Raw genomic sequence first — 26780 nt, 5'->3', positions numbered from 1 at the left:
TATTAATATTATTTTTAAATGTAGTATATGGTTAACAGTTGATTAAACACGTAAGTGTAAGCAATAAATAGAACGACTATAATTTTTTCTATTTTCTTTTACTCTTCTGTTTTTACTCTTATTCCTTCGGAGTGTCCTGAAAACTCAGGGGCATACATACTTTGTATCGTGCTTATACCATTAGAAAACTCTCCTATATTGTTTACCCTTACATCATATTCTAATACATAAGTTCCCTTATTAATACGATCAAAAAAGAAATGTGTAGCAGCATCGCGAGTACTACGATAGTATCCTAGTCCGTCTTTATATTCATATTTAGACAATACATCAACGGGCTCAAAAGCTGCCGCACGAACATCTTTAAGATGCACATATTCCATATCCTCTTTTATATCTAAAACCAAACGCATAGTTACTTTATCACCTATTTTCATAGGGTTGTCATCAGTTACTTTTTTAAGTTTAACGCCATTGGTAGTAGTTACTTTAACAAACAATTCTCTCGATAGGTTCATTATACCTTTTTGGACTGTTTTAACTTTGTCTGCATCTTCAAAATATTGCCAGTATAAACCTCCATAACCTGGTACTTCGGTTTTATTTTCAATAGTAAGTGCTGCCATATCTTTAGTAACTTCGCTACCTTGCCAATGCATTTTTATATAGCCCGTTCCTGCTTCTTTTTCATTTTCTTGCATTTTTTTATTGAATGTAGTAGTGCTGCCTAATGTTATGGTTGTACTATCTTTAACCGATAACCAGTCACTACCTGTCATCATAAGTGCATATACAGCCTCAGTAGTACTTTTGGTAGTAGGCCAGTTTTTGTTTTGTTTGTTTTTAATAAGCCACACCTTCATACCATCTACTGCTTTGGTATCATTATCTATTTCGGTAAATGCTTCTATCAGTAAAGCCTGAGTTTCTATAGGTGAATTATACCAATGCCAGCCTGCTTTATTACTCAGCCAATACATTCCGTTTTCGTCATTATTGGCTGAGGTATCTCTAAGGCTTTGTACTATTATCTTTGCGGTTTCTTCTTCACCATAGCGTTGCAATACAAGGGCTGTAAGTCCTTTTTCATAAAGGGAATAATTCAGCCAGTTCTTTTTATAAATGTCAAGATGTTTTTGTGTAGTTTTTTTAAGAGAATCATTCATAGGGTACTGCTCTAAGTAAAAGCTACGGGCATAATGATAATGAAGCTCTTTAGCAGAATCTATAAAGCTATATTTTGATTTATTCTTATCCCTTTCTCTCTCTTTATACCTTTTCCAGAATAAATCATCTATAAATTTAACTCCTGTTTTTGTAATACCGTCAATAGTGTTTTCTTCATCAACTATCCCCAGTTTATTAATGTGTCCTAATCCTGCCATAATATGGCGAGTAATATATTCGTTTTCATTTCCGCCTTCAAACCAAGCATAACCCCCAGAAGCCATTTGTCTGTTATCAAGTTTATTTAAATTAATTTTTAACGCTGTTTTCATTTTATCCAGCTCAAAAAGTAATGCAATTCTGTTTTTTCTTTCTTCATCACTTTGGTTGTCAAGCATCCAAGGTGATTCAGCCATAATGATAGATTTTAATTCTTCATTTTGCTCTAGCTTAGATAGTGATTTATCACTTTTTCGCCATGACCCAAATACTTCGGCAATTTTAGGGTTGCTTTCCAGTATATGTGTAGCAATAGCATTGGCATAATAACGCGAAAATAGTTGCTCAGAACACTCATGTTCAAACTCCATGAGGTAGGGAAGTGACTGTAAAGCTATCCATGCTGGGTTAGAGGTATATTCTAATGTTATGCCATGATGTACAAGGGTAGAAGAAGTATTGTTTTTAAGGTTTTCGAGTGTATATTCTTTAACTGTGTTACCTTTTACCCATAGCGGAATACTCTCTGTTACCAATGTTCTGTTGCTAAATACAGGTAAGATACTTTCTTCTCCATCAGAAAAATCACCCGATTTTGCAACAACTTTATATTGTACTCCTTGTAATCCTAATGGTACTTTTATTTTCCAGCTTACAGTCGTGTTTGCTTTAACGCCCAAATTGAAAGGTTGTACTTGCGCTGTTTGCAATGCTTCTTCATCTATGGGTTGCATGGTTGCGGCATCATACAGTTGCAGCATAGCATTTCCTATTTTAACTTCTGCTGTCATATTGGTAACTTTTGCCGTAATGGTTATCTCATCTCCTTCTCTCAGAAAACGTGGCATATTCGGCATAATCATTAGGTCTTTTTGTGTTAATGCTAAATATTGAAAGTAACCTGATTGTGCTTTTTTATTGTGTGCAAGAAGCCTAAAGTTCCAGCTTGTTAATGCCTCCGGCGAGGTAAATGTAAAATTGAAGTTTCCTTCTTTGTCGGTCAGGATTTGTGGGTAAAAGAAAGCAGTTTCCTGTAAATTTTTACGGGACTCTACTTTTCCTAATTCGTCTAATTGCTCTATCATACCTTTTAAGGTGGTGATAATAATAACACCATTTGCTCCACGGTTACCGTATATAGACGTTGCAGCAGCATCTTTTAAAATACTATATGACCCTATATCATTTACACTGATACTTCTAAAGCCATCTTCGTCAACCGGAATACCATCTACTACAAATAAAGGTTGAACATTTCCATCTATAGAGCCTACTCCTCTTAGTATAATAGTACTGTCTGCTCCGGGTTGACCGCTACCTGTACCAATATTAAGCCCAGCTACTTGCCCTTGCAGACTTTGTAATATACTTGCATTAGCTCTGTCTTCTACGGATATTGTTGTTATAGCAGCAGTGGTTGATCTTTGTACGGTAGATGTGTATTTATCAATTATTACCATTTCGAGTTCTTGACCTTCCAGTATTATGTTTACGGGCATAGTGCTATTTACTACCATTGTAACAGTGTTAAAACTAACATAGTCAAAATTTAACGTTTCTCCCATAACAACAGGGATGCTAAAATTGCCATCTATATCGGTTCGTACATTTCGTAATGTACCCTTTACAGTAACAGAGGCACTGGGTAACGGACCTATTTTATCACTAACTGTACCTGTAAGGATAAAGCCTCCGTTACTCATTACCTCCTTTTCATTTTTAATTCCCTGAGTATAGAAGTCAATTTCTTTATTATTAATATCTAAACCGTATGTTTTAATAAAATCAAGAGGTTTTATTATATTTATTCTGGGTAAATAAGAATAGATGTAGTTTGTTCTTACCAGTCCTGTAGTGCTTAGTGTTTTGTATGGGATATAATTATTTGAGCGGTAATTAATTAAAGAACTGTTCCAATAGCTGTATTCAAACTCATCTAACGATGCATCATACATAGAGGCTAATACTTCGGCAGGCAGCTCATTACTGTTTTTAAGTGTAAAAGACCAAGTTTCTTTTTTACCGGGTAACAACTTGTTATTTATTACGTTGGTATGAAAAGTTATAGGTTCTATAGCAGGATTAATTTTTATATCGAATTTTTTCTTTTCGTACTCATTTTCCCATATATACTCTATAAATAAACTAACTTCTCCCTTCCACTTTTTATTGATAGGTATTTTAATTATTTTGTTTCCTTTGGTTAATTTATGCCATTCGGTATAAAAAATCCCATTGTTGTACATTGTATTAATATTTACATAAAGTTCGGGCAGTGCAGTATATAGCTGTAAAGCCACATAACCGTCTTTATTATAGTCAGTATTTTTAATTTCATACAGCATTGCATATGGTCCTGATAAATCTTCTTCTTTCTTGAAGCTGAAATATGTTTTTTCTTCAAAAATATTTCCCGATGAATCTTTGGTAGTAACGTATAGCTCATATTCTCCTGTTTCCCAGTCTTTATAGTTTTCTATGCTAAGTTTCTCATTTTCTTTGGTTATTAGTGTACGCGAAAAAACCATTTTTTCTCTGGGTAAATCATTACGGGTAACTTCTTTATAAGTAGTATGCGGAAACTTTTCTATAAATTCTGATTCGGGTATTGCCTGTATTTCAGGCTCACTCCAAGGTCTTTGGTGCAATATCCTTTTACTGTTGTTATTGGTTAGTTTGTATATTTTAACGTCACACTCAGCAGGTACAAATTGATTATTAAGGTTTTCGGTTTTTATCATTATAGAAGCCTCTTCACTTGTAGAGTTAAGCATAACAGGACTCGTAACATTTAACTGTAATGAATGATATCCTACATATACCCGAGTATCACATTCGTGTGTCTCACCTGTAATATCAGTCACTTCGCAATTAATACTAAAAGTAAATACTGGTAGCTTTTCAGGGGCTATTGCAGTATCAACCACAGCGACGAAGGGAATCTTGAAATTTCCATTACTATCTGTAATCACTTCACCTTTAGTTATATAATCCTTATTATTATAATGATAGTTATAATAGCCGTATGATGTTCTTGAAATATTGTAACGGACTTTTGCGCCAATAAGGGGAGAGCCATTAAGAGCATTAGCGCTACCTTTTACAGTAATACTGTCGTTTATTTTTACAACATCTGTAAAGGGAGTAAAAGAAGCTTCGAAAGTGGGACGTTTGTATTCTTCAACTTGAAATGAGGCACTAGTCTCTTCAAAATAAAAATTTTCTTTATCCCAAAACGGATGCTCATCTTCTTCATAATCATAATCTTCTAATATATTTATGGTGAACCTACCTGTCATTACATTGCGTGGTATGGTAAATTCACTTGTAAAAGAACCAAATTCATTTGTTTTGATTCGCATTGTTTTCATTATCTCATAGTCATTATCTTCAATTTTAATATTTATGTAAATATCAGGGACAACGCTAGCTGATTTTTGACCATTAGATTTTGTTATTTCTTCTGTAACTATACCTTTAAAATAAACCGTTTGCCCAGGTCTGTATATTGCTCTGTCCAAATATATTTGTGTAGTAGCATATGAACTTTCGGTATTTTTAGTAGTAGCCAGCTCATTGTTATAGGTGTATAAATATCCGTTCGCATTAAGCGTATCTTTACTATAAGTAACAGTGATAGCTTGATTCCCATATTCTTTTGTGGTTATATTTGCTTTTCCGTTCCTATCTGTATAGGTAGTTATATTATCATGAATTATTTTCGCTCTTTTTATAGGCTTACCGTTTACTCTGTTTACAACAGTATAAGTATTATAATAACTTTCTTCTAATAGCGCTACATCTGTTGTTTGTAGTATGAAAAATGATTTTTTTCCATCAGATAATTCACTATTATCGATGGGCTCAATAGAAGCCAGATATACACCATTACTGAGTGACGGAAGTATAATTTCGGTTTCATATTCAAAATACCCATAATTATTGGGTAAAACATAATTTTTATCAAACAAGGGTTTTTGCGTATTTGCAATATCCATATATTTCCCTGATTGATGGTCTAAAACCAAATCATTACCGTAATATACTCGGTATATTTTTATGTTTACTGAATCGGTGTTTTTGTAATTAACTTTTGCAAGTATAGGTTTATTCGGTGTTGTATATTTTTCTGTTGTTATTTTTGCCAAAGACTGTATAATAGCTTCTTTTATTGCATTTACCTCCGATATTATATCTTTACGATTTGAGTTTTCGATAATATCATTACATAGCGCAACTGCTTTTATATGATATTCTTTATTCTCTTTTTTATTGGCTAATTTTTCATAAAGCTGTATTTGTTTCAGCTTTACTTCTTCAAGAAAAGGACTTTTTTTATCCCATGTTTTGGTATAGTGATTAATGGTCTCCAGATAAATACTTTGTCTTTCGTCATAACGGAGTTTCTCACTCATAAACTCTAACCTCCTTAGCACAGCACGTTGCAAGGCATAAGTATCATTTTTACTACTGTAAAGCCCTTCCAGTTTTTGATATAACTCAACCTTTTCTTTAAGCGGGTCGTTAATGCTGTCGGGAATTTTATATTCTAAAAAGTAGGGAGTATCCTTTAATAAAAGATCTTCTTTATTAAGATTATAACTTTCAAAATAACCTCTATTGACAATAAATTCTAATCTGCGCTCTGCAAGAAAATCATAAAGTGAACGATTTGTGTTTTTATAAACTTTATTAATATCTATTACTGCAGCATAGTTGCTGAGCGGAGTGTTATAGAGAACTTCCCAATCAGATATACTCCTTTGGCTTGCACTGTCTATTTCAGTTAAATAATTTTTTCCTCCCCATTCACCAATATTTTTAAGGGTAGGGGTATCTATTATTGATCTTCTGCGTATATCGTATGAATGTTTATTGTAAATATTTTGTAATAATTCAGCATAAATACTTTCTAAAAGTGCTTTTGTAGGGACTGAAGCATTTTTATTTTCCGTCTTTAATCGGCTTAATATTTTTGTATGCGCTTCTTCTTCCAATGCAAGTGAATACCGTGAAAGGAAAAAGAAAGTCTTTATAATTTGTGGTTCGTTTTTGTCTTTTTTGGCTAAAGCATATATTTTTTCTACTTCTTCATTGGCAGGTTTAACCCTGCCGTAGGTTTCATATTCTAGTACTTTTTCCCATTGTTCAGTATAGTCTTGAGCAATGGCGGTGAGAGAAAATAATAAGGCGAATAAGTATGAAATTTTTCTCATGTTAGTAGGTTAGATTGGTGTTACAATATAATACTATTTGTTTTTTAGATAGGATAGTACCTGTAGAATATTTTATTACCTATAATTAGGTGTCTAGTAGTATAGAGTATATTATTCTTTAAAAGGTTGGGAGTAGCTCTAAAAAAGTATAAACAATAGTAGTAAATAATAATATTAATAAAAGAACTGAAGCTTGTTTTAAGTAAGAGTTAATTTTAATAATCGATATGTAAAAAATCGTTACGCATGATAAATGTAGGTTTTTTATTTCTGGTGAAATAGGAGAGAAGTTATATTATTTATACTCTATTTTCCTCGTATTAATATAATTTAATATATCATTTTCAAATGCTTCTTTTCTAATCCAATTTTTAAACTCATCAAATTCATATTTGTAAACTGTTTCTAAAATCAACGAATCTTTACTATTAAATTCTCTTGTTTTTATTAAAGTTCTAGAATCATATTCATATTTGGTTGTCCTACTTTTTTCAGGTTCTGTAAAGTTCGATAATATAGATTTTGTTAAAAGTTTCTTCTTATCATAGTTATTAACTTCAATTGTCTTTGCAATAGTGTCATTAGACTCTACATCTATAAAATATTGGAATAAAGACAATTGTTTTAAAGTGTTTTCAGTATTATATTTATACCTTCCAATTTGTTTATAGTAAAATGCATTGTTTTTAGTTTCTGAAAGCGTTTTAAGAAGTAAAGTGTCTTTGTAGAAGTAATTAACTATAATACTCGTGCTATCGTTTGAAAGTTTTACGATTTCTCTTCTAAGCTTTTCATTTTCATTATAATCGTATTTGATCTGCATACTTTCGTTAGAGTATAAATATTGCTCAACTCTATTAATTATTTGATTATTACCATTATACTTTTTTTCGATAATTGATAGAGTATCCTTAATCTCGTTGCCTAAAGAATCTTTTTTTACATTGATTATGTACTCAGTAATTTTAGAAGCTTTTTTAGTAAGCCCATTATCCAGTGATTTTGGTTTATTAGAACAACCAATTAAGAATATTAAAAAAAATAAAATTAGAACTTTGTTCATCTTTTTAATGCTACTTTTTTTAAGTACGTTTTACCCTCGAAATACATCGGTAAATGTATAAAATTAGGGGAATAAAAAAGTCTAAAACCAAAAAAACCACTGTGTATCAGTGGTTTTAAGTAGTGATCGCGCCAGGATTCGAACCTGGGACCGCCTGCTTAGAAGGCAGGTGCTCTATCCAGCTGAGCTACGCGACCCTAAATCGTAATAGATTTAAGTATTATTGTTTCTTTTTTTGTCGGGGTGGCAGGATTCGAACCTGCGACCTCCTGCTCCCAAAGCAGGCGCGATGACCGGGCTACGCTACACCCCGAAAAAGAAGCGGAGAGACAGGGACTCGAACCCTGGCGACGGTTACCCGTCGACAGATTAGCAATCTGCTCCGTTACCACTCCGGCACCTCTCCTTCTGAAAAAAGTCTTACCCTTTTTGCGGTTGCAAATGTAACTTATTTATTCAATTAATTGCAACTATTTATGAAGGTTTTTTTAATTTTTTTACAACGTTTACTTAAAGTCTTTAACAGTCAATGCACTACACTTCATGTAAAAATGCTTTATTGCATGCACTTTAGGTAATTTATAAAATATTTTTCGGGAAAATATTGTTTTTTCATCGTTTCGCTATTCAATTCTCTTCGAATCGGATAGTCTACGGTTTCTGTGGTATATTTTACTCTTATAAATGTTATTGTCGATTTTTCTAATTCTTCTAACGAGCCTTTTGTGAATAGAAAAGTACTTGAAAGTATCCTTATATTGTTTTTTTCGGAGTTATCATATACAAGTCCTGCGCATTGATTATCGAGAGCATTTATTAAAGTTACTACGTTACCGTTAGTTAATTGGATGTGTATTTTGGACGTTTTATCAAGGCAATATAATTGAGGGAAATCTTTACTTTTTGATAAAAGTTGAAAATTTAATAACGGAGTGCCACCACTATTGGTAAGTGAAAAGAAAATGAATTGCGAACTACCGCCAAATACTTTTTCATACATCATGTAATCTTCTGTAGTTTTTAGCTCATTACCATCCTCTGTGTTTTCAACAGTATAGTTACAATCTGTTTGAGCCATAGTAGCAGTACTTACAGCTATTAGAAATAGTATAAATAATTTTTTCATTTCGTTATATTTTGGCGCAAAGTAACACTATTTTCTCATTTTGTAAATTGGTTGTGAAAAAAGCATAAGTGTCGCCACCGTCTTTTATTTTCCACTTTTTTTGTATGTCTGCAACTGTTTGCGGAAAGTTCCTTACTGTTACGTTCATTTTATTTCCTTCTATATGCTGTTTCATTTCGTTTTTTTGATAAGGCAATATATTATTAATAATAAATCGCCTGCCTGTAAATGCTACTAAGTTATCAGAGGTGTATAGTTGTGAATGTTTATGCAGTTTATCAATCTTAAAATGAGTACTTACTGCATCAAAAGCACCTGATTTCATTACGGCACTATTAGGCTCATACAGATGTTTTTTAGGTAGAGCATACGTAGCTTCAGTATTATTTCCCCATTGGGTAACAAATGAAGAAGTTTCTTCTTTATTTATGGCTACTGCTTCTATAATAGGTGTTTCTGTATAGTCCTTTTCTAATATCCAAAGTAACTCCTTAACCTCATTATTTAATGCTACTATGTGTATAGCCTTAACAGAGTGCAACTCAGATAATCCAGCCAAAATATCGAGTAGTGGAGCCGTTTTTATCATAATGTTTCTACTGAATTTAAAATAAAAATCTAACTGTTCAGGTACATTAGGCAAACAGTCTTTTAAGAGAAACACTTTTCCCTTTATGTTGCTCCTGCGCGATGGGTCTATATACATCCAGTCCCAGTGTCGCTCAAGTAGTTTTAATGCCTCTGTGCTGTCGCCAGGTACGCATTCGATACCGTTGGCACCTAGTAGCTGGAAATTATGTGCAGCGACAGCCGAGAGCTCTAAATTGAGCTCACAGTGCGAAACCTTATTTATGTTTTTGGCAAAATAATAATCATCAATACCAAAACCACCGGTAAGGTCAATAAGACTTTCGCCCGAAACAAGGCTAGCTTTGTATTGTGCTGCCGTTTCAGATGACGTTTGCTCTATCGATATTTTTTCGGGATATATAATATTGTTGGTATTAAACCATGTGGGTAGCTTGTCCTTCGCTTTTTCACGTGCAGCTACTTGGTTTACCACCTCACGCCATTCGATATACGGGAAAGGGTTTTTCATTAAGGCAAGTTTAGCTATAGGCTTGCCTGTATTTTCTATTATAAACTGTTGTATTTCGGTTTCTAATAACTTTGGGTTCAATTTATAAGTCTTTCGTTAACATTCGTACAAAAAGATTTTGCGGAAGAAACTCTTTAGCAACTACTTTTATAGCAGTATATATAGGCACGGCAACTATCATACCTAGTATGCCAAAAACCAATCCGCTAATTAGTATTACAAGGAAAATTTCTAGCGGGTGCGATTTTACACTATTCGAGAATATAAGAGGGGTACTCACATTATTATCTATAATTTGTGCAATACTATAACCAATAACCACGTAAAGTGTGGTAGATAACATTTCGCCTTGTGTTTCTGGTCCCATTAGTCCTAGCATAGTAAGTACTATAACCAGTACAGTTGCAATAAGCGGACCGATATAGGGAATAATATTTAGTAAGGCTGTAATGAAAGCTATAATTAGTGCATTTTCTACTCCAAATATTAATAATACTATAAGGTACATGACAAAAAGTACTGTTATTTGTAAAATAAGCCCTATAAAATATCGACTAAGTAGGTGGTCTATTTTACGAAGTGAACTAAGTATTTTTTCTTCATGTGCATCAGGTAGTAGTTTTCTAAAAGCAGTATCCATACCTTTTTGATCTTTCATGAAGAAGAATGATATAAATAGTACAGAGCCTAAGCCAATACCAAACCCACTAAGTATATTAACTAACGAATTGATAAAATCGGGTATAAAATTAAAATTAAGCTTAGAGGTAAGGTCTGCCTCTTTTACCAGTTTTCCTGTATCTATATCATGGTTAGAAAAATAACCGTTTATCTGTGTTATTAGATCGTTTACGTTCTGTTCTAATTTAGCAGTATCTAATAGCGATAAGTTTTCACTTTGTGTGATGATAAGCGGAACAAATAGCATTATAAACCCAGCCAAAAGACATATAAATAGAAATAAGGTTGTTATAACAGCGACTACATGAGGAAATTTTAGTTTGGTTTTAAGAAACTTAACTATTGGGCTAGCCATCATACTAAGTAGTAGGGCTATAAAAAGATATACAATTACCGATTGTATTTTGTTTAGGAATAGTACTAGTACAGCTATGGCAACAATAACTCCTAATGCTCTTAATATTCCGTTAGCTATAATTTTAGATGTAATCATGGTAGGATGTTTTATGTATCGAATGTATGAAAAATATTGCTAACACAATTAGTGTTAGTTAAGATTATGATATTTTACCAGTAATGTCGTACAGTGCCACAGCTACAGCATTTACTACATTCATGCTGCTGTTTTCGCCATACATAGTTATGTGAGTTGTATGATGTGCTGTTTGCAAAAGCTCATTTGATATGCCATATACCTCGCTACCCGCAATTAAAGCGATAGGTTTTTTTGAGGTTAAATTTAATGATTGTAACGGAACGCTATTATCGGTAATTTCGAGAGCCACAATTTCAAAATCATTTTCTTGTAAGTATTGCAATGCGTCAGTCGTATTTGGTATAACCTGATGTGGTACATGGAGATGTGTACTGCGTGAAGTACGGTTTATTTTTCTTGGGGTAAGCGCAACGTCTTCTCCTATAAAAATAATTTTTTGTACTCCAAAGGCTTCACAAATGCGAAATAGCGAACCTATATTGGGTTGATAGATAATATTATCGCAAATTAAAGTGATAGGAAATGTATGTTTGCTAAAAGTAGTTTCGTTATGAGTAAGCTGTTGCGACATTAGTTTTTAAAAGCGTAGTTAACAATATTAGCTCCCATTTTTAATGCTTTTTCGCGCACCTCACGTGGGTCGTTATGTACTTCTTGATCTTCCCAGCCATCACCAAGATCACTTTCTAAAGTATATAGTAATACCAGTCTGCCTTCTACAAAAATACCCCATGCCTGTGGTGCTTTATTGTCATGCTCATGAATTTTGGGCATTCCCTGTGGAAAAGCATAAGGACCTTTAAAAATTTCGTGATTCGATGGTATTTGTACCAACTCTTTATCAGGGAAAACTTTTTGTATCTCTTTACGGATGTACTTATCCATACCGTAGTTATCATCTATATGTAAAAAACCACCTGATGTAAGGTAATTACGCAGGTTAGTAACATCATTATCACTAAACACTACATTACCATGCCCCGTCATGTGTACAAAAGGGTAAGAGAATAAATCAGGGCTACCAACCTCTACTGTAGCCGTTTTAGGGTTCAGCTTAGTGTTAATGTTCTGATTGCAGAATTTAGCAAGGTTAGGTAACGAGGTAGGGTTACCATACCAGTCGCCACCACCCGAGTATTTAAGGACTGCTATTTCCTGTGCCATAAGTAGGGCAGGAGCGAGTAACAATATATATAGGAGTTTTTTCATTTAGAGTATTGAATTATAAATGTAAATATAAGTAATTATTTGAGTTAAGATCGCTTCGTACCTCGCGATGACATAACATGAAAACATATCATTTCTATTTGTCATTGCAAGGAGGAACGACGTGGCAATTTAATTTTTTTTAAAGTTACTCATTAACAAATGCTACACTATGCGCTGCCATAATCGCAGCAGTTTCGGTACGTAGGCGGGTATTGCCTAACGATACAGGTACATAGTTGCGCTGTAAGGCAAGTTCTATTTCTTTGGTAGAGAAATCGCCTTCAGGACCTATAAGTATGGTTGTTCTTTGTAAGGGTTGTAACTCGTTTTTAAGTAGTTTTTTATCGGTTTCTTCGCAGTGTGCTATAAATAACGCTCCTTCGTGCTCTTGATTTACAAAATCTTTAAACGAGGTTGGTGCATTTAGTTTTGGTAGGTAGTATTGCAACGACTGCTTCATGGCACTTTGTAATATTTTCTCGAAACGCTCCGCTTTAAAAGAGGTACGTTCGCTATGATCGCAAATAAGCGGTGTAATTTCGCTGATGCCTATTTCAGTAGCCTTTTCAAGAAACCACTCGTAGCGATCGTTCATCTTGGTAGGAGCTACAGCAAGGTGCAGGTAATAGGGTAGTGGTTCGGATGTTGTCTCATCTGTAATAGTTACTACACATTTTTTATCAGCAGCAAAAGTTACTTCGGCAGTAAATACAATGCCTTTACCATTGGTAAGTTGTATGATGTCGCCTTCTTTTTTGCGGAGTACTTTTACAATGTGTCGGCTTTCTTCTCTATCAAAAGTAAAAGTAGTATCGTTGCTGTTTATATCGGGGTTGTAAAATAATTGCATACTGTTATAGTGCTATTCGAGCTTTAGATACTACAGAAGCATCGTTAAAAAGTTGTTTTCGGTATTTGTGGTAACCTACTATACCTATCATTGCTGCATTATCGGTAGTGTATTCAAATTTTGGTATAAAACAAGTCCAGCCATATTTTTTTTGTGCCTCTGTAAGTGTATTTCTAATACCACTATTTGCCGATACACCACCACCTATTGCTATTTGAGTAATGCCAGTTTCTTTTACAGCCAGTTTCAGCTTATCCATCAATATATTAATGATGGTGTGCTGTATAGAAGCACAAATATCGTTGAGGTTTTCTTTTACAAAATCAGGATTTTCGGCTACTTTTTTCTGTACAAAATATAATATTTGTGTTTTTAGCCCGCTAAAACTAAAGTTTAACCCAGGTACTTTGGGCTTAGTAAATTGGAATGCCTTTGGGTTGCCCAGTTGGGCATATTTATCTATAAGTGGTCCACCAGGGTAGGGTAACCCTAATATTTTAGCACTTTTATCAAAGGCTTCACCCACCGCATCATCGGTAGTTTCGCCAATAACTTCCATATCAAAGTAGTCATTCACTTTTACAATTTGGGTATGTCCACCGCTTATAGTCATTCCTAAAAACGGAAATGTTGGTTTCTCAAAACCTTCCTCATCTATAAAATGTGCTAGTATATGTGCCTGCATATGGTTTACAGCTATTAGTGGTATATTGAGTGCCAATGCTATTGACTTAGCAAATGAACTCCCTACTAACAACGACCCCATAAGTCCTGGACCTTGTGTAAAAGCGATTGCGCTAAGCTGCGAACGGTCTATGTTTGCTTTTTTTAGTGCTACATCTATTACTGGTACAATGTTTTGCTGGTGCGCTCGCGAAGCAAGCTCAGGCACTACACCACCATACTCTTCGTGTATGGCTTGTTGTGCCACAACATTAGATAGTACTTTGGCGTTTTCTAGTACCGCAGCAGCGGTATCGTCGCAAGAACTTTCTATGGCTAATATATATAAAGGTTTTTCTGTCATAATAAGGCACGGTATTTGAATAGCAAAAAGTAGCTCCTTCAATTTTAACAAATAACAAAATTGCCTACATTTGTTCAAAAATTGCAGCAGCTGCCGTTCGACAAATTTAAAACAATTAGCAGTATCAAAAAATATAAAAAAATACTTATCCGTATAGTAATAGGAATCCTCCTGTTTTTACTACTGCTTGCCATAGCTTTATCGTTACCTTTTGTGCAAACTAAAATTGCTCATTATGCTACTGATAAAATTAATGAAGACTTAGGCACGCATATACAGGTAGATAAGGTGGCGATATCTTTTTTCGGTAATGTAAAGCTAAAAGGTATCTTGATATTGGATCATCATAACGATACACTAATAGCTGCAGACCGCATACAAACTAATATACTAAGCTTTAAACAGCTTACTAAAAATAGTTTTGAATTTGGTACTATTCGCGCTGAAGCGCTTAATTTTCATATGAAAACATATAAGGGCGAAACAACGAGCAGCCTTGATGTTTTTGTGAAATCGTTTGACACGGGTAAGCCAGGAGACGGTTCTTTTCGCCTCAAAGCTGATGAATTGTATGTAACTAATGGAAGATATCGATTAACCAACGAAAATGTATCGACACCAGTAGCGCTCGATTTTACTAAGTTAAATGGTGAGCTAGAAGATTTTAATATTAAAGGACCACAGATAACAGCAAAAATAAATGAACTCTCTATGCTTGATCATAGAGGCTTATTTGTTGAGAATCTTGAGGGAGACTTTACCTATACTAAGTCTAATATTATTTTAGATAATCTTAATTTAAAAACCACTGAATCATCATTAGAGGGCGATGTAAAGTTGAGCTACTCTGGCGATGATATGAAAGACTTTATTAATAAGGTTGATTTTGATTTTAATGTGGCTAAGGCGACAATATCTTCTAACGAGCTTAATTATTTTTATAACGAATTTGGCGAAAATCAAAACTTTTATCTTTCTACAAGACTAACAGGGCCACTTAATGATTTTGTTTTAAACGATTTAAATTTAGTTGATGGTGAGCAAAGTGAAATAATTGGTAAAATAAACTTTAAGAATCTTTTTGATAAAGAAGGACCAGGGTTTTATATGAATGGTGATTTTGATCGTATTGCTTCTACTTATAGTAATTTAACGTATATAATGCCACGTATATTAGGAAATGGTTTACCCAAAGAGTTAGATAAGCTAGGACAGGTAAATCTTGTGGGTCATGTAATACTTACTAAAAAAGACTTGGATACCAATTTATACATTGCTTCTGAGTTAGGTGAGGTTGATGCTAAGGTATCAATAAAAGACTTCAATAAACCAGATATTGCTGCATATGAGGGTATAGTCGATTTACAAAGGTTTAATATAGGGGCTTTAGTAGGCAGTACTGATGTGGGTAGTACCACAGCACATTTTGCTGTAAACGGGGTAGGCTTTAATAAAGAGTCGCTCAACACTAGCTTAAAAGGTGATATTAGAAAATTAGTATTTAACAAGTATGCTTATACCAATATTGATGTAGATGGTAGAATGAAGTGGCCTTATTTTAAAGGGATTATAAATAGTAATGACCCTAATTTACTGATGTCTTTTAATGGACTGGTAGACATGAGTAAAAAGACTAATAAGTTCGATTTTCATGCACAGGTAGATTATGCTAATCTTGTGGCGCTTAATATTATTAAAAACGATACTATTTCTATCTTTAAAGGAGACCTAGTACTTTCAGCTAAAGGAAGTACGGTAAATGATGTGGCAGGAACATTACAAATGTCTCGATTGTCATACCAAAACAGTCGTGATAGTTATTATTTTGAAGATTTCTATATTAATTCTTCTTTTGATCGAGATAATGTAAGGACTGTTACTTTTAATTCTACTGATATTATAGAAGGACGTGTAGTGGGTAAGTTTGATGTTAACCAAATGCCAAAACTTGTAGAGAATGCTTTAGGTAGTCTTTATACAAACTACTCGCCACATAAGTTAAAAGGCGGGCAATTTGTCAACTTTAATTTTACGATATATAATAAAATTGTAGATATAGTAATGCCTGATGTTGTATTGGGGCAAAACACCACAGTTAGAGGGCGAATTAATGCCGATGAGGGTGATTTTGTATTTAATTTCGATTCGCCTAATATTGCTTTAAAAGATAATTATTTTACTAATATAGCAGTAGATATTAATAATAAAAACCCACTATATAATACATATATTAGTGTTGATAGTCTTCGTACTAACGCCTATAAAGTATCTGATTTTAGCCTTGTTAATGTAACACAAAACGATACTTTATTTTTACGTTCAGAGTTTAAGGGAGGAAATAAAGACCAAGATTATTTTAATATAAATTTATATCACACTATTGATAAAGATAACAAATCTGTAGTAGGGTTTAAGAAATCAGAAATTAATATTAAAGATTACCTGTGGTATATAAACGAGAAAGGTAATAACGATAATAAGGTTGTTTTTAATAAAAAACTTACTGATTTTACTATTGATAAGATTAGTATGTCGCATAACGATCAAAAGGTAGAGTTGGTTGGTGTAATACGCGACTCTACCTATAAAGACATTAAATTATCATTTAATGATGTGGCGCTCGAAAAAATAACACCTTCTCTCGACAGTTTAGAGTTTGGAGGTAAGATTAATGGCGATATAACACTAAAACAAAATCGTGATGAATATCAGCCACAATCTATGCTTACCATAAATAATCTTAGAATGAATAGTTATGAGCTGGGTGACCTTGACTTACAAATATATGGTGACCGTAAGTTAAAACGCTTTAACCTGAGCTCTACTATATTTAAAGATGATGAAGAAAGGTTATATACATCGGGTACTATAGATATTGTTAATAAACAAACACAGCTATCACTAGATGCTGATTTTACAGAGTTTGATATTAGTTTTCTCGAAATATTTTTGAAATCGGTTTTCCCAGATATCAGAGGAACAGCAACAGGGCGTGCTGCTATTGTAGGTAATGTTAAAAAACCAGAGATAGATGCTATTTTCTACCTTAGAGATGCAGGATTAAAAGTAGGCTATTTGAATACTGATTATAATTTTGAACAAAACTCAATACTAGACCTTACCGAAAACAGTATAGTATTTAGAAAGCCAAAGCTTACTGATGTAGTGCATGGAACTTCGGGGTATCTTGAAGGTAAAGTGACGCATGATATGTTTAAAAACTGGGGACTTGATCTAAACATACAATCAGACAGATTATTGGTGTTAGATACAAAAGACTCTGATGATGCACTTTTTTATGGTACAGCTTTTATAAAAGGTACTGCTAGTATTAGTGGTCCTACTACTGCTTTACTCATAAAAGCAGAGGCAGAGTCGGAAGAAGGAACAGATATAAAAATACCAATAAATAATACAGGGTCTGCAAGTAGTAACCCATATATTCATTTTCTAAGCCCTAAGGAAAAAGAAAATCAAGATACCGAAGGAAGAGTCGTAAATACACGAAGTTATAAAGGGCTAGAAATGAAGTTTGACTTAGATATAGATAAAGATGCTAAGATTGAAATAATTATAGATAAAAATACAGGGCATGGTCTATCGGCTAGAGGTAATGGTAATATGCTTTTAGAGATTAATACACTCGGTAAGTTTAATATGTGGGGAGATTTTTCCATAATCGAAGGAATATATAATTTTAAATACGGAGGACTTATTAATAAAGAACTTACGGCAAAGCAAGGAGGATATATTAATTGGGAAGGCGATCCTACTGAGGCAAACCTTAACCTTGAAGCAGTATATGAGCTTCAGGCTAACCCTTCTGTACTTTTAGAGAATGCATCTTATAATAGTAATATTCCTGTAGAGGTAGTTATACAGCTTAACGGTAACCTAATGAAACCTGAACATGAGTTTCAAATTAATTTCCCTCGTGCTAATTCAGTATTAAAATCAGATTTAGAATACCGTCTTAGCGATGCAGATACACGTCAAAAACAGGCATTATCATTATTAGCTCAGCGATCATTTTTAAGTCCTACGAGTGCTAATTCAATGGCAGTTGCACCATTGTTAGAAACAGCTACAGGGCTCGTTAACGATTTTTTCTCTGAGGATGATAGTAAATTAAAAGTAGGGGTAAACTATGTGCAAGGAGTTAGTAACCCCTATGCAGAAACTAATTCGCAGCTAGGACTAACTTTATCTACTCAAATAAGTGATAGGATAACTATAAATGGTCAGGTAGGAGTGCCTGTGGGTGGTGTTAATCAGTCGAGCGTAGTAGGGAATGTAGAGGCTCAAGTTCGATTAAATAAAGAGAATTCATTAAAAGCAAGAGTTTTTAATCGTGAGAATAGTATTAACTTTTTAGGCGAAGGAATTGGTTATACACAAGGTATAGGACTAACCTATGAAGTAGATTTTAATACACTTGGTGAATTGTGGCGAAAAATAGCAAAAAAGAAAGAGGATGAAAAGGAAAATAATAATGAAGGAAATGAAATACCAGACTCGGAATTTTCGCCTGATTATATAAAATTTTCTGAAGATAGAAATAAGAAAAAAACGAATACCGAGGATAATGCTCCTGAACCGATACCTGAAACTGATTAATCGATAATTTTTAAGGAGATAATTTTTATATATCTAAAAAAGTAGCCTGTTTTTATAAAAACAGGCTACTTTTTTTATTACTAAAAGCTAAGAATTGAAAAAACTTATTAACGAAAACGTTTGAAATCTTAAGGAATTATTAATAGATTCTATTTATAAATTAATTTATGATATTAAATTATTAGTTTTACAATTAAATATTAAAAAATGTCTTTGAATATTAAAAAAATAGGCGTGCTTACTTCGGGAGGAGATTCGCCAGGAATGAATGCCGCCATTAGAGCAGTAGTACGTGCTAGTGCTTTTCATAATATAGAATGTATAGGTATTTATAGAGGCTATCAAGGTATGATAGAAGGCGATTTTAAAGAAATGAATGCTCGTAGCGTTAATAATATAATTAACAAAGGAGGTACAATATTAAAATCAGCTAGGTCTAAAGACTTCATGACCAAAGAAGGTCGAAAACAAGCTCACAAAAATTTATTAGAAAATAATATAGATGCCCTTGTAGTAATAGGGGGTAACGGTAGCTTTACTGGAGGACTTATTTTTAATGAAGAATATGATTTTCCTGTTATAGGTATACCAGGTACTATAGATAATGATATATATGGTACTAGTTTTACACTAGGTTATGATACAGCACTTAATACTGTTGTAGAAGTTATAGATAAAATAAGAGATACAGCAAGTTCGCATAACAGACTTTTCTTTGTAGAAGTTATGGGTCGCGATGCGGGACATATAGCACTTAATGCAGGTATTGGTGCAGGAGCAGAAGAAATACTTATACCTGAAGAGGATATGGGACTTGATAGATTACTTGATTCTTTAAGAAAAAGTAAAGCTTCAGGTAAATCATCTAGTATCGTTGTTATTGCAGAGGGCGATAAGATTGGTAAAAATGTATTTGAACTTAAAGATTATGTCGAAGAAAATTTACCAGAGTATGATGTGCGCGTTTCTATATTAGGACATATGCAGCGTGGTGGTACTCCTTCGTGTTTTGACAGAGTTTTAGCAAGCAGGCTAGGTGTAAAAGCTGTAGAGACATTATTAGAAGGGAAATCAAACTACATGGTGGGACTTTTAAAAGACGAAATAGTGCTTACCCCACTAGAACAAGCTGTAAAAGGCAAATCGCAAATAGAAAAAGAACTCATAAGAGTTTCAGATATAGTATCTATATAATCAAACAATAAAAACTAAAATCACAAAAATGGCAAAAGTAAAATTAGGAATAAACGGCTTTGGAAGAATTGGTCGTATTGTTTTCCGCGAAACTATAAACAGAGATAACGTAGAGGTAGTAGCAATTAATGACCTACTTGATGTAGATCACTTAGCTTACCTTTTAAAATATGATTCAGTACACGGTCGTTTTGCAGGTGAGGTTGAAGTAAAAGACGGTAATCTTTATGTAAACGGTAACCATATTAGAGTAACAGCAGAGAGAGACCCAGCATCACTTAAATGGGATGAAGCAGGAGTAGATGTAGTTGCAGAGTGTACAGGTATATTTACTACACTAGAAAAAGCACAACTTCACATAGATGGTGGTGCTAAAAAAGTAGTAATATCTGCACCATCTGCAGATGCACCAATGTTTGTAATGGGAGTAAACCATGACAAAGCTACTGCTAACGATACAATAGTATCTAACGCTTCATGTACTACTAACTGTCTTGCACCGCTTGCTAAGGTTATTAATGATAACTTTGGAATAGAAGAGGCGCTTATGACTACAATACACGCTACAACAGCTACTCAGCTTACAGTAGACGGACCATCTAAAAAAGATTTTCGTGGTGGTAGAGCAGCATTATTAAACATTATACCTGCAAGTACAGGTGCTGCTAAAGCAGTAGGTAAAGTTATACCAGAACTTAATGGTAAGCTTACAGGTATGGCTATGCGTGTTCCTACAGCAGATGTATCTGTAGTAGACCTTACTGTGAAAGTAAAGAAAGAGACTACGTATGAAGAAATAATGAGTGTACTTAAAAGAGAGTCAGAAACCAACATGAAAGGTGTTCTTGGTTTTACTACAGATGATGTAGTATCGCAAGATTTCGTGTCAGATTCAAGAACAAGTATAGTAGATGCTAAAGCAGGTATTGGACTAAACTCTACATTCTTTAAACTAGTATCTTGGTATGATAATGAGTATGGATACTCAAGCAAACTTATAGATCTTTCTGTGCATATCGCATCATTGTAATAAATTTTAGTAAATCCCGTCTTTTTTCATATAGAAAAGGCGGGATTTTATTTTTTTATACAACACCATATTAACTTAATGATAACCCCCACAAATATCAAACTTAATATACCGAACAAAACTTAACTAAAAACTAACTCTATTTATTATGAAATTATTAGTTGACAGTGGTGCTACTAAAGCCGACTGGATTGCGCTGAATGAAAACGGCGATAGGCTTTTTACAACTCAAACCTTAGGTCTTAGCCCCGAAGTTATAAACAAAGAAGAAGCTATAGAGCGTCTTGAAGCGCGCTTTGATATATACAATAACCGTAACGAAGTATCTAGTTTATTTTTTTACGGAGCAGGTTGTGGTACTGATAGAATGAAAAAATTTATGACTGAGGTTTTTCAGGAGTTTTTTCCTAATGCTGAGGTTTCTGTAAAAGAAGATACTTATGCAGCAGCTTATGCTACTAATCCTACCAATGAAAAAGCGATAATATGTATATTAGGTACAGGTTCTAATTGTAGCTATTTTGATGGCGAAGAACTACACCAAAAAGTACAATCTTTAGGCTATATTGCTATGGATGATTGTAGTGGTAACCGTTTTGGTAGAGACTTAATCAGGGCTTACTACTTTAATAAAATGCCACAGGAACTAGCTACAAAATTTGAAAAAGAGTATAAGCTAGATCCAGATGTTATAAAGCATAACTTGTATAAAGAACCTAACCCAAATGCTTATTTGGCTACTTTTGCAAAGTTCTTAATACAACATAAAGATAATACTTTTATAAAAGGATTGATAACAGATGCCATGCAGGTATTTGTAGATAACTATATTACACAATATGATAATGCTCACGAAGTACCAGTACACTTTGTAGGGTCTATAGCATTTTACTTAAAAGCTGAACTAGCAGAAGTATTAGGTAAAAACAATCTTAAATTAGGTAATGTATTGCGACGTCCTATAGATGGATTAATAGAGTACCACGAATTAAACTAATACTTGATATGGAAATTGCTATTATAGCTCATGATGGTATGAAAGCCGAAATGGTACAGTTTTTAAACAAGAATAAGGATATTCTCGCTAAAGAGGATATCAATCTTGTTGCAACAGGTACTACAGGTAGTAAGGCCGAGAAAGCAGGTTTTACAGTTACTAAAATGCTTTCGGGTCCTATGGGAGGCGATGCACAAATTGCCGCTCGCGTAGCGGAAGGTAAAACAAATATGGTGTTCTTTTTTAAGGACCCTTTGGCGAACCACCCGCATGAAGCAGATATTAATATGTTAATGCGTGTGTGTGATGTGCATAATGTACCCTTAGCAACTAATTCTGCTACAGCAGAATTATTGCTACAAGCTATTACAGTACAGCAATCATAGATATTTCAATATTTACATTTTTAGGCAAACAAGCCACTTGAACCGTTTCTCTTGCAGGAGCGGTTTTTTCGTTAAAATAAGTGCCATAAACACTGTTTATTTTTGCAAAGTCGCCCATGTTACTAATAAAAATAGTAGCCTTTATAACATTTTCAAAATTCATTCCAGCAGCTTCTAGTACCGCTTTCATGTTTTTCATAACCTGTTTAGTTTCTGTTTCAATGTCGCTTGTAATAAGTTCACCTGTCTCAGGGTGCAATGCAATTTGTCCAGATGTATAAAGTGTGTTACCTGTAAGTACAGCTTGGTTATAAGGACCTATAGGAGCAGGAGCCTTATCAGTAAAAATAATTTTTTTCATATCTTTTATACTATGTTAGTTTCCTAATACCCTGTCTGGCACTTGGCGTTTATCATATTTAATATCGCTAAGTACAGATGATTTAATTCCTATGAAAAAGCCCCAATAGGTATTGTCGCCAAAAGGAACCCAGTTAAAATCCATTCGCCAGCTAAGTAAATCTCTCTCAAAACGCAATTGGGTAAATGTAACCCCTTTTTGTACAAAATCGTAACCTGACGAGAAGCCCATTTTCCATCGTGGGGTTAAATCTACATTACCCGACATCATTATAGAGTTCCCTGTTATTTTTCGCTGTCTATTACTGTTAGAGTAAGTTAAGGAGTAGGCTAGACGCAAATCCCAAGGTATCTTGGCATTAAAAAAACCACCGTCCGTTTTATTACTTTTCTTAGTGTCTTCATCCTCATCTTCAAACATACTTTTACGTCTGTCGCTCATATCAGTAGCTGTGCCAAAAAGATCATCTTCACGTCCACCATTTCTAGATGTTTGGTCGTCGCTCTTACCTTTATCACCTTCACCATCTTTACTCGAAAAGGAATAGTTAACCGTTACATTGGCACTCGTCATTCTAAAAAGACTTCCGCCATTGTTTATATTATAAGTATCTATTCTGTCTCCTCCATTATCTATAGCGTAGGGGTCTAAGGTAGTACCAAAGTTAATGTTCATTTTTTGCTTAAAGAGGTTAGTACCTGCGGTAACTCTTAATGGTGACCATGCCAGCGAATCGGCAGCCATATTATAACTGGTGCTAAGATTTAGGTTATTAAGCAACGTTATTTTTTTAGGCTCTTCGTCTGGTTCATCATCATTTCTTACCTTAGCTTCAAATGTGTTGTTTACAGATAAGCCTATGTTATTAGATAGGTTTTTACCAGGAGAACCAAACAATCCGCCTTCAAATTTTGTGTAATCTTCATAAGCCGTTCCTGTTTCGTCAATTTGGTAGGTGTCATAATACTGTTCAAAACTTGGTGTGTAGGTATAAGATACCGATGGACGTATTACGTGACGAATGGCTTGTATTTTTTTATCTTCTCCAAAGTTAAAAGTACCATATATTGTAGTACCTATACTTGATGAGAAATTGTAAGTACGGTATGATTCAAAACCTTTTATGTCGCGTGTTTCTTCTTCGTTAGTATTAGTGTTATAATAACGATCTATGGTGTTCATTACCCATGTTTCCTGAAAGTTAGTTCCTGCCGAAACACTAAAGTGTTTAAATATTTTAAAGTTAGTGCTTAGCGGTATAGTGTGTTGTAAACCTGACTTTGCATCACGAAACATTTGAGGCTTAAAGAAAAGCGAGTCGGTAGTAGCAATTCTATTTTCGCCGCGAAGGTTGTATTGTAGGTTAACATTTTTTATAATCCCTTTTTTAGGTGCATCATCAGATGCAAATGGGAATATTCTGTCTACACTGGCTTGTAGTGTAGGTAATGTCATGTTTATCGTTTCGGTATTTGTGTTTTGGCTATGGGTAGCACTTAACGATATATTTACCTGCGGTACAGTTTGGAATGTTTTAGAATAGGATATAGATGATTGTAATGTGTTATTTAGTCTTGCACCTACATTACTAAGACTTTGTGACTGTCTATAGTACTGGCTTGAGCCTAAGTTTACACTCGCCGAAAATCTAGAATTAGGATTGGCTTTAGAGTCTTGATTGTGCGACCATTGTATGTTGTATTGTTTAGAACGAACATAATCTGGGAAACCTCTCTCACTTTGCACATTGTTTTCAAATCTAAGATTTAAATTACCTCTAAATTTATATCGCTTAGCATAAGATGATTGAAACCGTAGCCCATAGCTACCATTAGTATAATAGTCACCCAGTACAGCAAGATCATAATAGTCGCTAAGGGCAAAATAATATCCACCATTTTGTAAAAAATACCCTTGGCTGTTATTGTCTCCAAAAGTAGGTACTATAAAACCAGATTCGGCCTCATCCGTCATAGGGAAAAAGGCAAAAGGTATTGCAAGCGGTGTAGGCACATCGGCAATAACCATATTGGTAAAGCCTACAATTACTTTTTTACCAGGTACAAGTTTTATTTTTTTAGTATAAAAATAATATTCGGGGTTGTCTATATCTTTAGAGGTAGTAAAACGAGCACCTTTTATATAATAAACAGAGTCGTTTTCTTTTTTTGTTATTTCACCTTTAACTCTAAATTCGCCTTGGTCAGAGCGTGAGTTCCATATACGAGCTTTTTTACTTTCGGTATTAAAATGTATAGAGTCGGCTTCAACCACATTGTTTCCTTGTTTAAAATAAGGCATTTGTGTGTAGTTGCCTGTAGAATCTTTTATACGCCCAGCAAAAACTTCATTTGTTTCATAATTCATAACAATTATGCCACCTTTCAGCTCAAAATCTTTATAATAGAGTTCTGCTTTGTTGTATAATGTAAGTTTTTTGGTTTCTTGATCAAGCTCTTCATAGTCTTGGGCGAGGCGCTTTATAATACCATCAAGCCCCGATTTTTTTTTAACGGTATCATTTGGTTTTATTACTGCTTCCTTTATAGATTTTTTTACTGTATCAATTATTTGACTATCAGTAGTTTCAGGAAGAGTATCTTTGTCTTTTTCGGCTGGTACGGTTATTGATTTTATAGGTGTATCCTGTGCCGATGCTATTGAACTTCCCATTGTTAGGAAAATTGCTGATAAAACGATATGAAATAAGTTTGTACGCAACGGTTTTAATACTATTTTTGTAAAAATATGGCTTATTTTTTTGGAGTGTCAAACTTACAATATTTTTGCCAAATTTAATCACATATTACAATTTAACACTTAGACAAAATAATAACATATATTGCAATGACATTGAACCCGAATTTAAAACTTGCTTTCTTAATTTTTATTATATTTTGCAGTGCATCTTTCGGTCAGAGCAGCCAAAAGTTTAGGGTAGTACTAGATCCTGGGCATGGTGGCAAAGATTATGGAGCTAATTATTATGGATTTATAGAAAAGAACATTGCATTAAATGTATCTAATAAAGTAGGTAAAATACTAGAGAAAGAACGTGATATAGAAGTTATATATACTAGAAAAACAGATGTTTTTATAGAACTTAATGAGCGTGCTAATATAGCTAACAATGCTAATGCCAGTATATTTATATCTATTCACTGTAATGGTGCTGTAAATCACTCTGCTTATGGTACAGAAACTTTTGTGATGGGGCTTACCCGTAATGCTTCTAACCTTGAGGTTGCCAAAAAGGAGAATGCTGTAATGTATCTAGAGGAAGATTATAAAGTTAAATATAAAGGATATGATCCTGATAAACCTGAATCTATGATTGGGTTACAAATACAGCAAGAAGAGTATTTAGATCAAAGTATAGATCTAGCCAGTAAAGTACAAGATGGTTTTACTTACGGATTAAAAAGAAAGAGTAGGGGTGTAAAACAAGCAGGCTTTTTGGTGCTTAGAAACATATATATGCCTAGAATACTAATAGAGCTAGGGTTTTTATCACATAAACCCGAAGGACAATATCTTAACTCGGAAGCGGGACAAGATAAGTTAGCAAAATCTATTGCTGATGCTATATTAAATTATAAAAAAGAGTTTTATATACCTATAATTCAATCTACAGTAAAACCTGCCCCAGTAAAAGAGCAAAAAACTGAACCAGAAGTTACACCTGTAATTCCTGCTAAGGTTGAGGTTGTTAAAGAAGAGACTAAGGATACAAAAGAAAGCGTTGCTGATGGGGTTATTTTTAAAGTACAAATATCGGCAAGTGGAAGAAATTTAGAAACGACACCTTCTAACTTTAAAGGACTTACATCTATATCTAAAGATGAAAGTAATGCTAAGCTGATAAAGTATTTTTATGGAGAAACTAAAAGCTATGATGAAGCTAATAAATTAAAGCAACAAGCCAGAGATAAAGGGTTCGATTCTGCCTTTGTGGTTGCTTTCCGTAATGGGAAAAAGATTTCTATACAAGACGCTTTAAAAAAATAATATTGATACAATAATAATTTTATTGTCCTACATT

17 protein-coding genes and 3 tRNA genes are annotated in these 26780 nt (G+C 33.9%); 6 read left to right on the top strand and 14 right to left on the bottom strand.

Features of this window, described 5'->3' with window-relative positions; translation table 11 throughout:
• Window positions 1-98: 98 nt before the first annotated feature.
• The 12 genes from DVK85_RS11410 to tsaD form a co-directional block, all read right to left on the bottom strand.
• A complete protein-coding gene (locus DVK85_RS11410; RefSeq protein WP_114678561.1) occupies window positions 99-6602 on the bottom strand; it encodes an alpha-2-macroglobulin family protein in 6504 nt (2167 codons plus the stop codon).
• Window positions 6603-6897: 295 nt separating this feature from the next.
• Window positions 6898-7665, bottom strand: coding sequence for a hypothetical protein (locus DVK85_RS11405; protein WP_114678560.1), 768 nt, complete (start codon window positions 7663-7665; stop codon window positions 6898-6900).
• A gap of 123 nt (window positions 7666-7788) precedes the next feature.
• A tRNA-Arg gene (locus DVK85_RS11400) sits at window positions 7789-7862 on the bottom strand.
• A gap of 41 nt (window positions 7863-7903) precedes the next feature.
• A tRNA-Pro gene (locus tag DVK85_RS11395) sits at window positions 7904-7978 on the bottom strand.
• Window positions 7979-7987: 9 nt separating this feature from the next.
• A tRNA-Ser gene (locus tag DVK85_RS11390) sits at window positions 7988-8071 on the bottom strand.
• A gap of 150 nt (window positions 8072-8221) precedes the next feature.
• Window positions 8222-8791, bottom strand: coding sequence for a hypothetical protein (locus DVK85_RS11385; RefSeq protein WP_114678559.1), 570 nt, complete (start codon window positions 8789-8791; stop codon window positions 8222-8224).
• Between the two features lie 4 nt (window positions 8792-8795).
• A complete protein-coding gene (locus DVK85_RS11380; RefSeq protein WP_114678558.1) occupies window positions 8796-9971 on the bottom strand; it encodes a THUMP-like domain-containing protein in 1176 nt (391 codons plus the stop codon).
• Between the two features lies 1 nt (window position 9972).
• Entirely contained in the window at window positions 9973-11064 is a 1092-nt protein-coding gene (locus tag DVK85_RS11375; protein WP_114678557.1) for an AI-2E family transporter, read from the bottom strand.
• Between the two features lie 64 nt (window positions 11065-11128).
• Window positions 11129-11638, bottom strand: coding sequence for a TrmH family RNA methyltransferase (locus DVK85_RS11370; protein WP_114678556.1), 510 nt, complete (start codon window positions 11636-11638; stop codon window positions 11129-11131).
• Window positions 11638-12276 (bottom strand): DUF4159 domain-containing protein, encoded by a 639-nt coding sequence (locus DVK85_RS11365; protein WP_114678555.1) that lies wholly within the window; start codon window positions 12274-12276, stop codon window positions 11638-11640. Before DVK85_RS11365 ends, DVK85_RS11370 begins: the two co-directional genes overlap by 1 nt.
• A 145-nt stretch (window positions 12277-12421) precedes the next feature.
• Window positions 12422-13126: a 16S rRNA (uracil(1498)-N(3))-methyltransferase gene (locus DVK85_RS11360; protein WP_114678554.1), complete on the bottom strand. Its 705-nt coding sequence runs from the start codon at window positions 13124-13126 to the stop codon at window positions 12422-12424.
• Between the two features lie 4 nt (window positions 13127-13130).
• Window positions 13131-14153, bottom strand: coding sequence for a tRNA (adenosine(37)-N6)-threonylcarbamoyltransferase complex transferase subunit TsaD (tsaD, locus tag DVK85_RS11355; RefSeq protein WP_114678553.1), 1023 nt, complete (start codon window positions 14151-14153; stop codon window positions 13131-13133).
• Between the two features lie 213 nt (window positions 14154-14366).
• Here tsaD and DVK85_RS11350 point away from each other — a divergent pair, with 213 nt between their 5' ends.
• The 5 genes from DVK85_RS11350 (at window position 14367) to DVK85_RS11330 (ending at window position 22377) form a co-directional block, all read left to right on the top strand.
• Window positions 14367-18770: a translocation/assembly module TamB domain-containing protein gene (locus tag DVK85_RS11350; protein WP_240339595.1), complete on the top strand. Its 4404-nt coding sequence runs from the start codon at window positions 14367-14369 to the stop codon at window positions 18768-18770.
• 207 nt (window positions 18771-18977) lie between these two features.
• Window positions 18978-19964, top strand: a complete 987-nt coding sequence (pfkA, locus tag DVK85_RS11345) for a 6-phosphofructokinase (protein WP_114678552.1) — start codon at window positions 18978-18980, stop codon at window positions 19962-19964.
• A gap of 28 nt (window positions 19965-19992) precedes the next feature.
• Window positions 19993-20994, top strand: a complete 1002-nt coding sequence (gene gap / locus DVK85_RS11340) for a type I glyceraldehyde-3-phosphate dehydrogenase (RefSeq protein ID WP_114678551.1) — start codon at window positions 19993-19995, stop codon at window positions 20992-20994.
• A 148-nt stretch (window positions 20995-21142) separates the two neighbouring features.
• Window positions 21143-21991, top strand: coding sequence for an N-acetylglucosamine kinase (locus DVK85_RS11335; RefSeq protein ID WP_114678550.1), 849 nt, complete (start codon window positions 21143-21145; stop codon window positions 21989-21991).
• 8 nt (window positions 21992-21999) lie between these two features.
• The gene (locus tag DVK85_RS11330) at window positions 22000-22377 is read left to right on the top strand and encodes a methylglyoxal synthase (RefSeq protein WP_114678549.1); all 378 of its coding nucleotides are present in this window, start codon (window positions 22000-22002) and stop codon (window positions 22375-22377) included.
• Here DVK85_RS11330 and DVK85_RS11325 read toward each other — a convergent pair.
• Complete coding sequence (locus DVK85_RS11325; RefSeq protein ID WP_114678548.1) at window positions 22358-22738, bottom strand: RidA family protein; 381 nt, start codon at window positions 22736-22738, stop codon at window positions 22358-22360. The two genes, DVK85_RS11330 and DVK85_RS11325, sit on opposite strands and share 20 nt — an antisense overlap.
• 15 nt (window positions 22739-22753) lie before the next feature.
• On the bottom strand, window positions 22754-25411 hold the full coding sequence (locus DVK85_RS11320; RefSeq protein WP_240339596.1) for a putative LPS assembly protein LptD: 2658 nt from the start codon (window positions 25409-25411) through the stop codon (window positions 22754-22756).
• A 174-nt stretch (window positions 25412-25585) separates the two neighbouring features.
• Here DVK85_RS11320 and DVK85_RS11315 point away from each other — a divergent pair, with 174 nt between their 5' ends.
• On the top strand, window positions 25586-26746 hold the full coding sequence (locus DVK85_RS11315) for an N-acetylmuramoyl-L-alanine amidase family protein (protein WP_114678546.1): 1161 nt from the start codon (window positions 25586-25588) through the stop codon (window positions 26744-26746).
• The last annotated feature ends 34 nt before the right edge of the window (window positions 26747-26780 follow it).

The sequence above is a fragment of the Flavobacterium arcticum genome (assembly GCF_003344925.1).
GTDB classification, from domain to species: Bacteria; Bacteroidota; Bacteroidia; order Flavobacteriales; family Flavobacteriaceae; genus Flavobacterium; species Flavobacterium arcticum.
Note: the sequence above shows the minus strand (reverse complement) of the source record. Positions and strands in the feature narration are given on the sequence as shown.

Coding starts and splice junctions, on each gene's coding strand:
- DVK85_RS11335 (WP_114678550.1), top strand. CDS start 21,143: ATGAAATTATTAGTTGACAGTGGTGCTACTAAAGCCGACTGGATTGCG.
- DVK85_RS11320 (WP_240339596.1), bottom strand. CDS start 25,411: ATGGGAAGTTCAATAGCATCGGCACAGGATACACCTATAAAATCAATA.
- gap (WP_114678551.1), top strand. CDS start 19,993: ATGGCAAAAGTAAAATTAGGAATAAACGGCTTTGGAAGAATTGGTCGT.
- DVK85_RS11315 (WP_114678546.1), top strand. CDS start 25,586: ATGACATTGAACCCGAATTTAAAACTTGCTTTCTTAATTTTTATTATA.
- DVK85_RS11405 (WP_114678560.1), bottom strand. CDS start 7,665: ATGAACAAAGTTCTAATTTTATTTTTTTTAATATTCTTAATTGGTTGT.
- DVK85_RS11360 (WP_114678554.1), bottom strand. CDS start 13,126: ATGCAATTATTTTACAACCCCGATATAAACAGCAACGATACTACTTTT.
- pfkA (WP_114678552.1), top strand. CDS start 18,978: ATGTCTTTGAATATTAAAAAAATAGGCGTGCTTACTTCGGGAGGAGAT.
- DVK85_RS11325 (WP_114678548.1), bottom strand. CDS start 22,738: ATGAAAAAAATTATTTTTACTGATAAGGCTCCTGCTCCTATAGGTCCT.
- DVK85_RS11385 (WP_114678559.1), bottom strand. CDS start 8,791: ATGAAAAAATTATTTATACTATTTCTAATAGCTGTAAGTACTGCTACT.
- DVK85_RS11330 (WP_114678549.1), top strand. CDS start 22,000: ATGGAAATTGCTATTATAGCTCATGATGGTATGAAAGCCGAAATGGTA.
- DVK85_RS11375 (WP_114678557.1), bottom strand. CDS start 11,064: ATGATTACATCTAAAATTATAGCTAACGGAATATTAAGAGCATTAGGA.
- DVK85_RS11410 (WP_114678561.1), bottom strand. CDS start 6,602: ATGAGAAAAATTTCATACTTATTCGCCTTATTATTTTCTCTCACCGCC.
- tsaD (WP_114678553.1), bottom strand. CDS start 14,153: ATGACAGAAAAACCTTTATATATATTAGCCATAGAAAGTTCTTGCGAC.
- DVK85_RS11365 (WP_114678555.1), bottom strand. CDS start 12,276: ATGAAAAAACTCCTATATATATTGTTACTCGCTCCTGCCCTACTTATG.
- DVK85_RS11370 (WP_114678556.1), bottom strand. CDS start 11,638: ATGTCGCAACAGCTTACTCATAACGAAACTACTTTTAGCAAACATACA.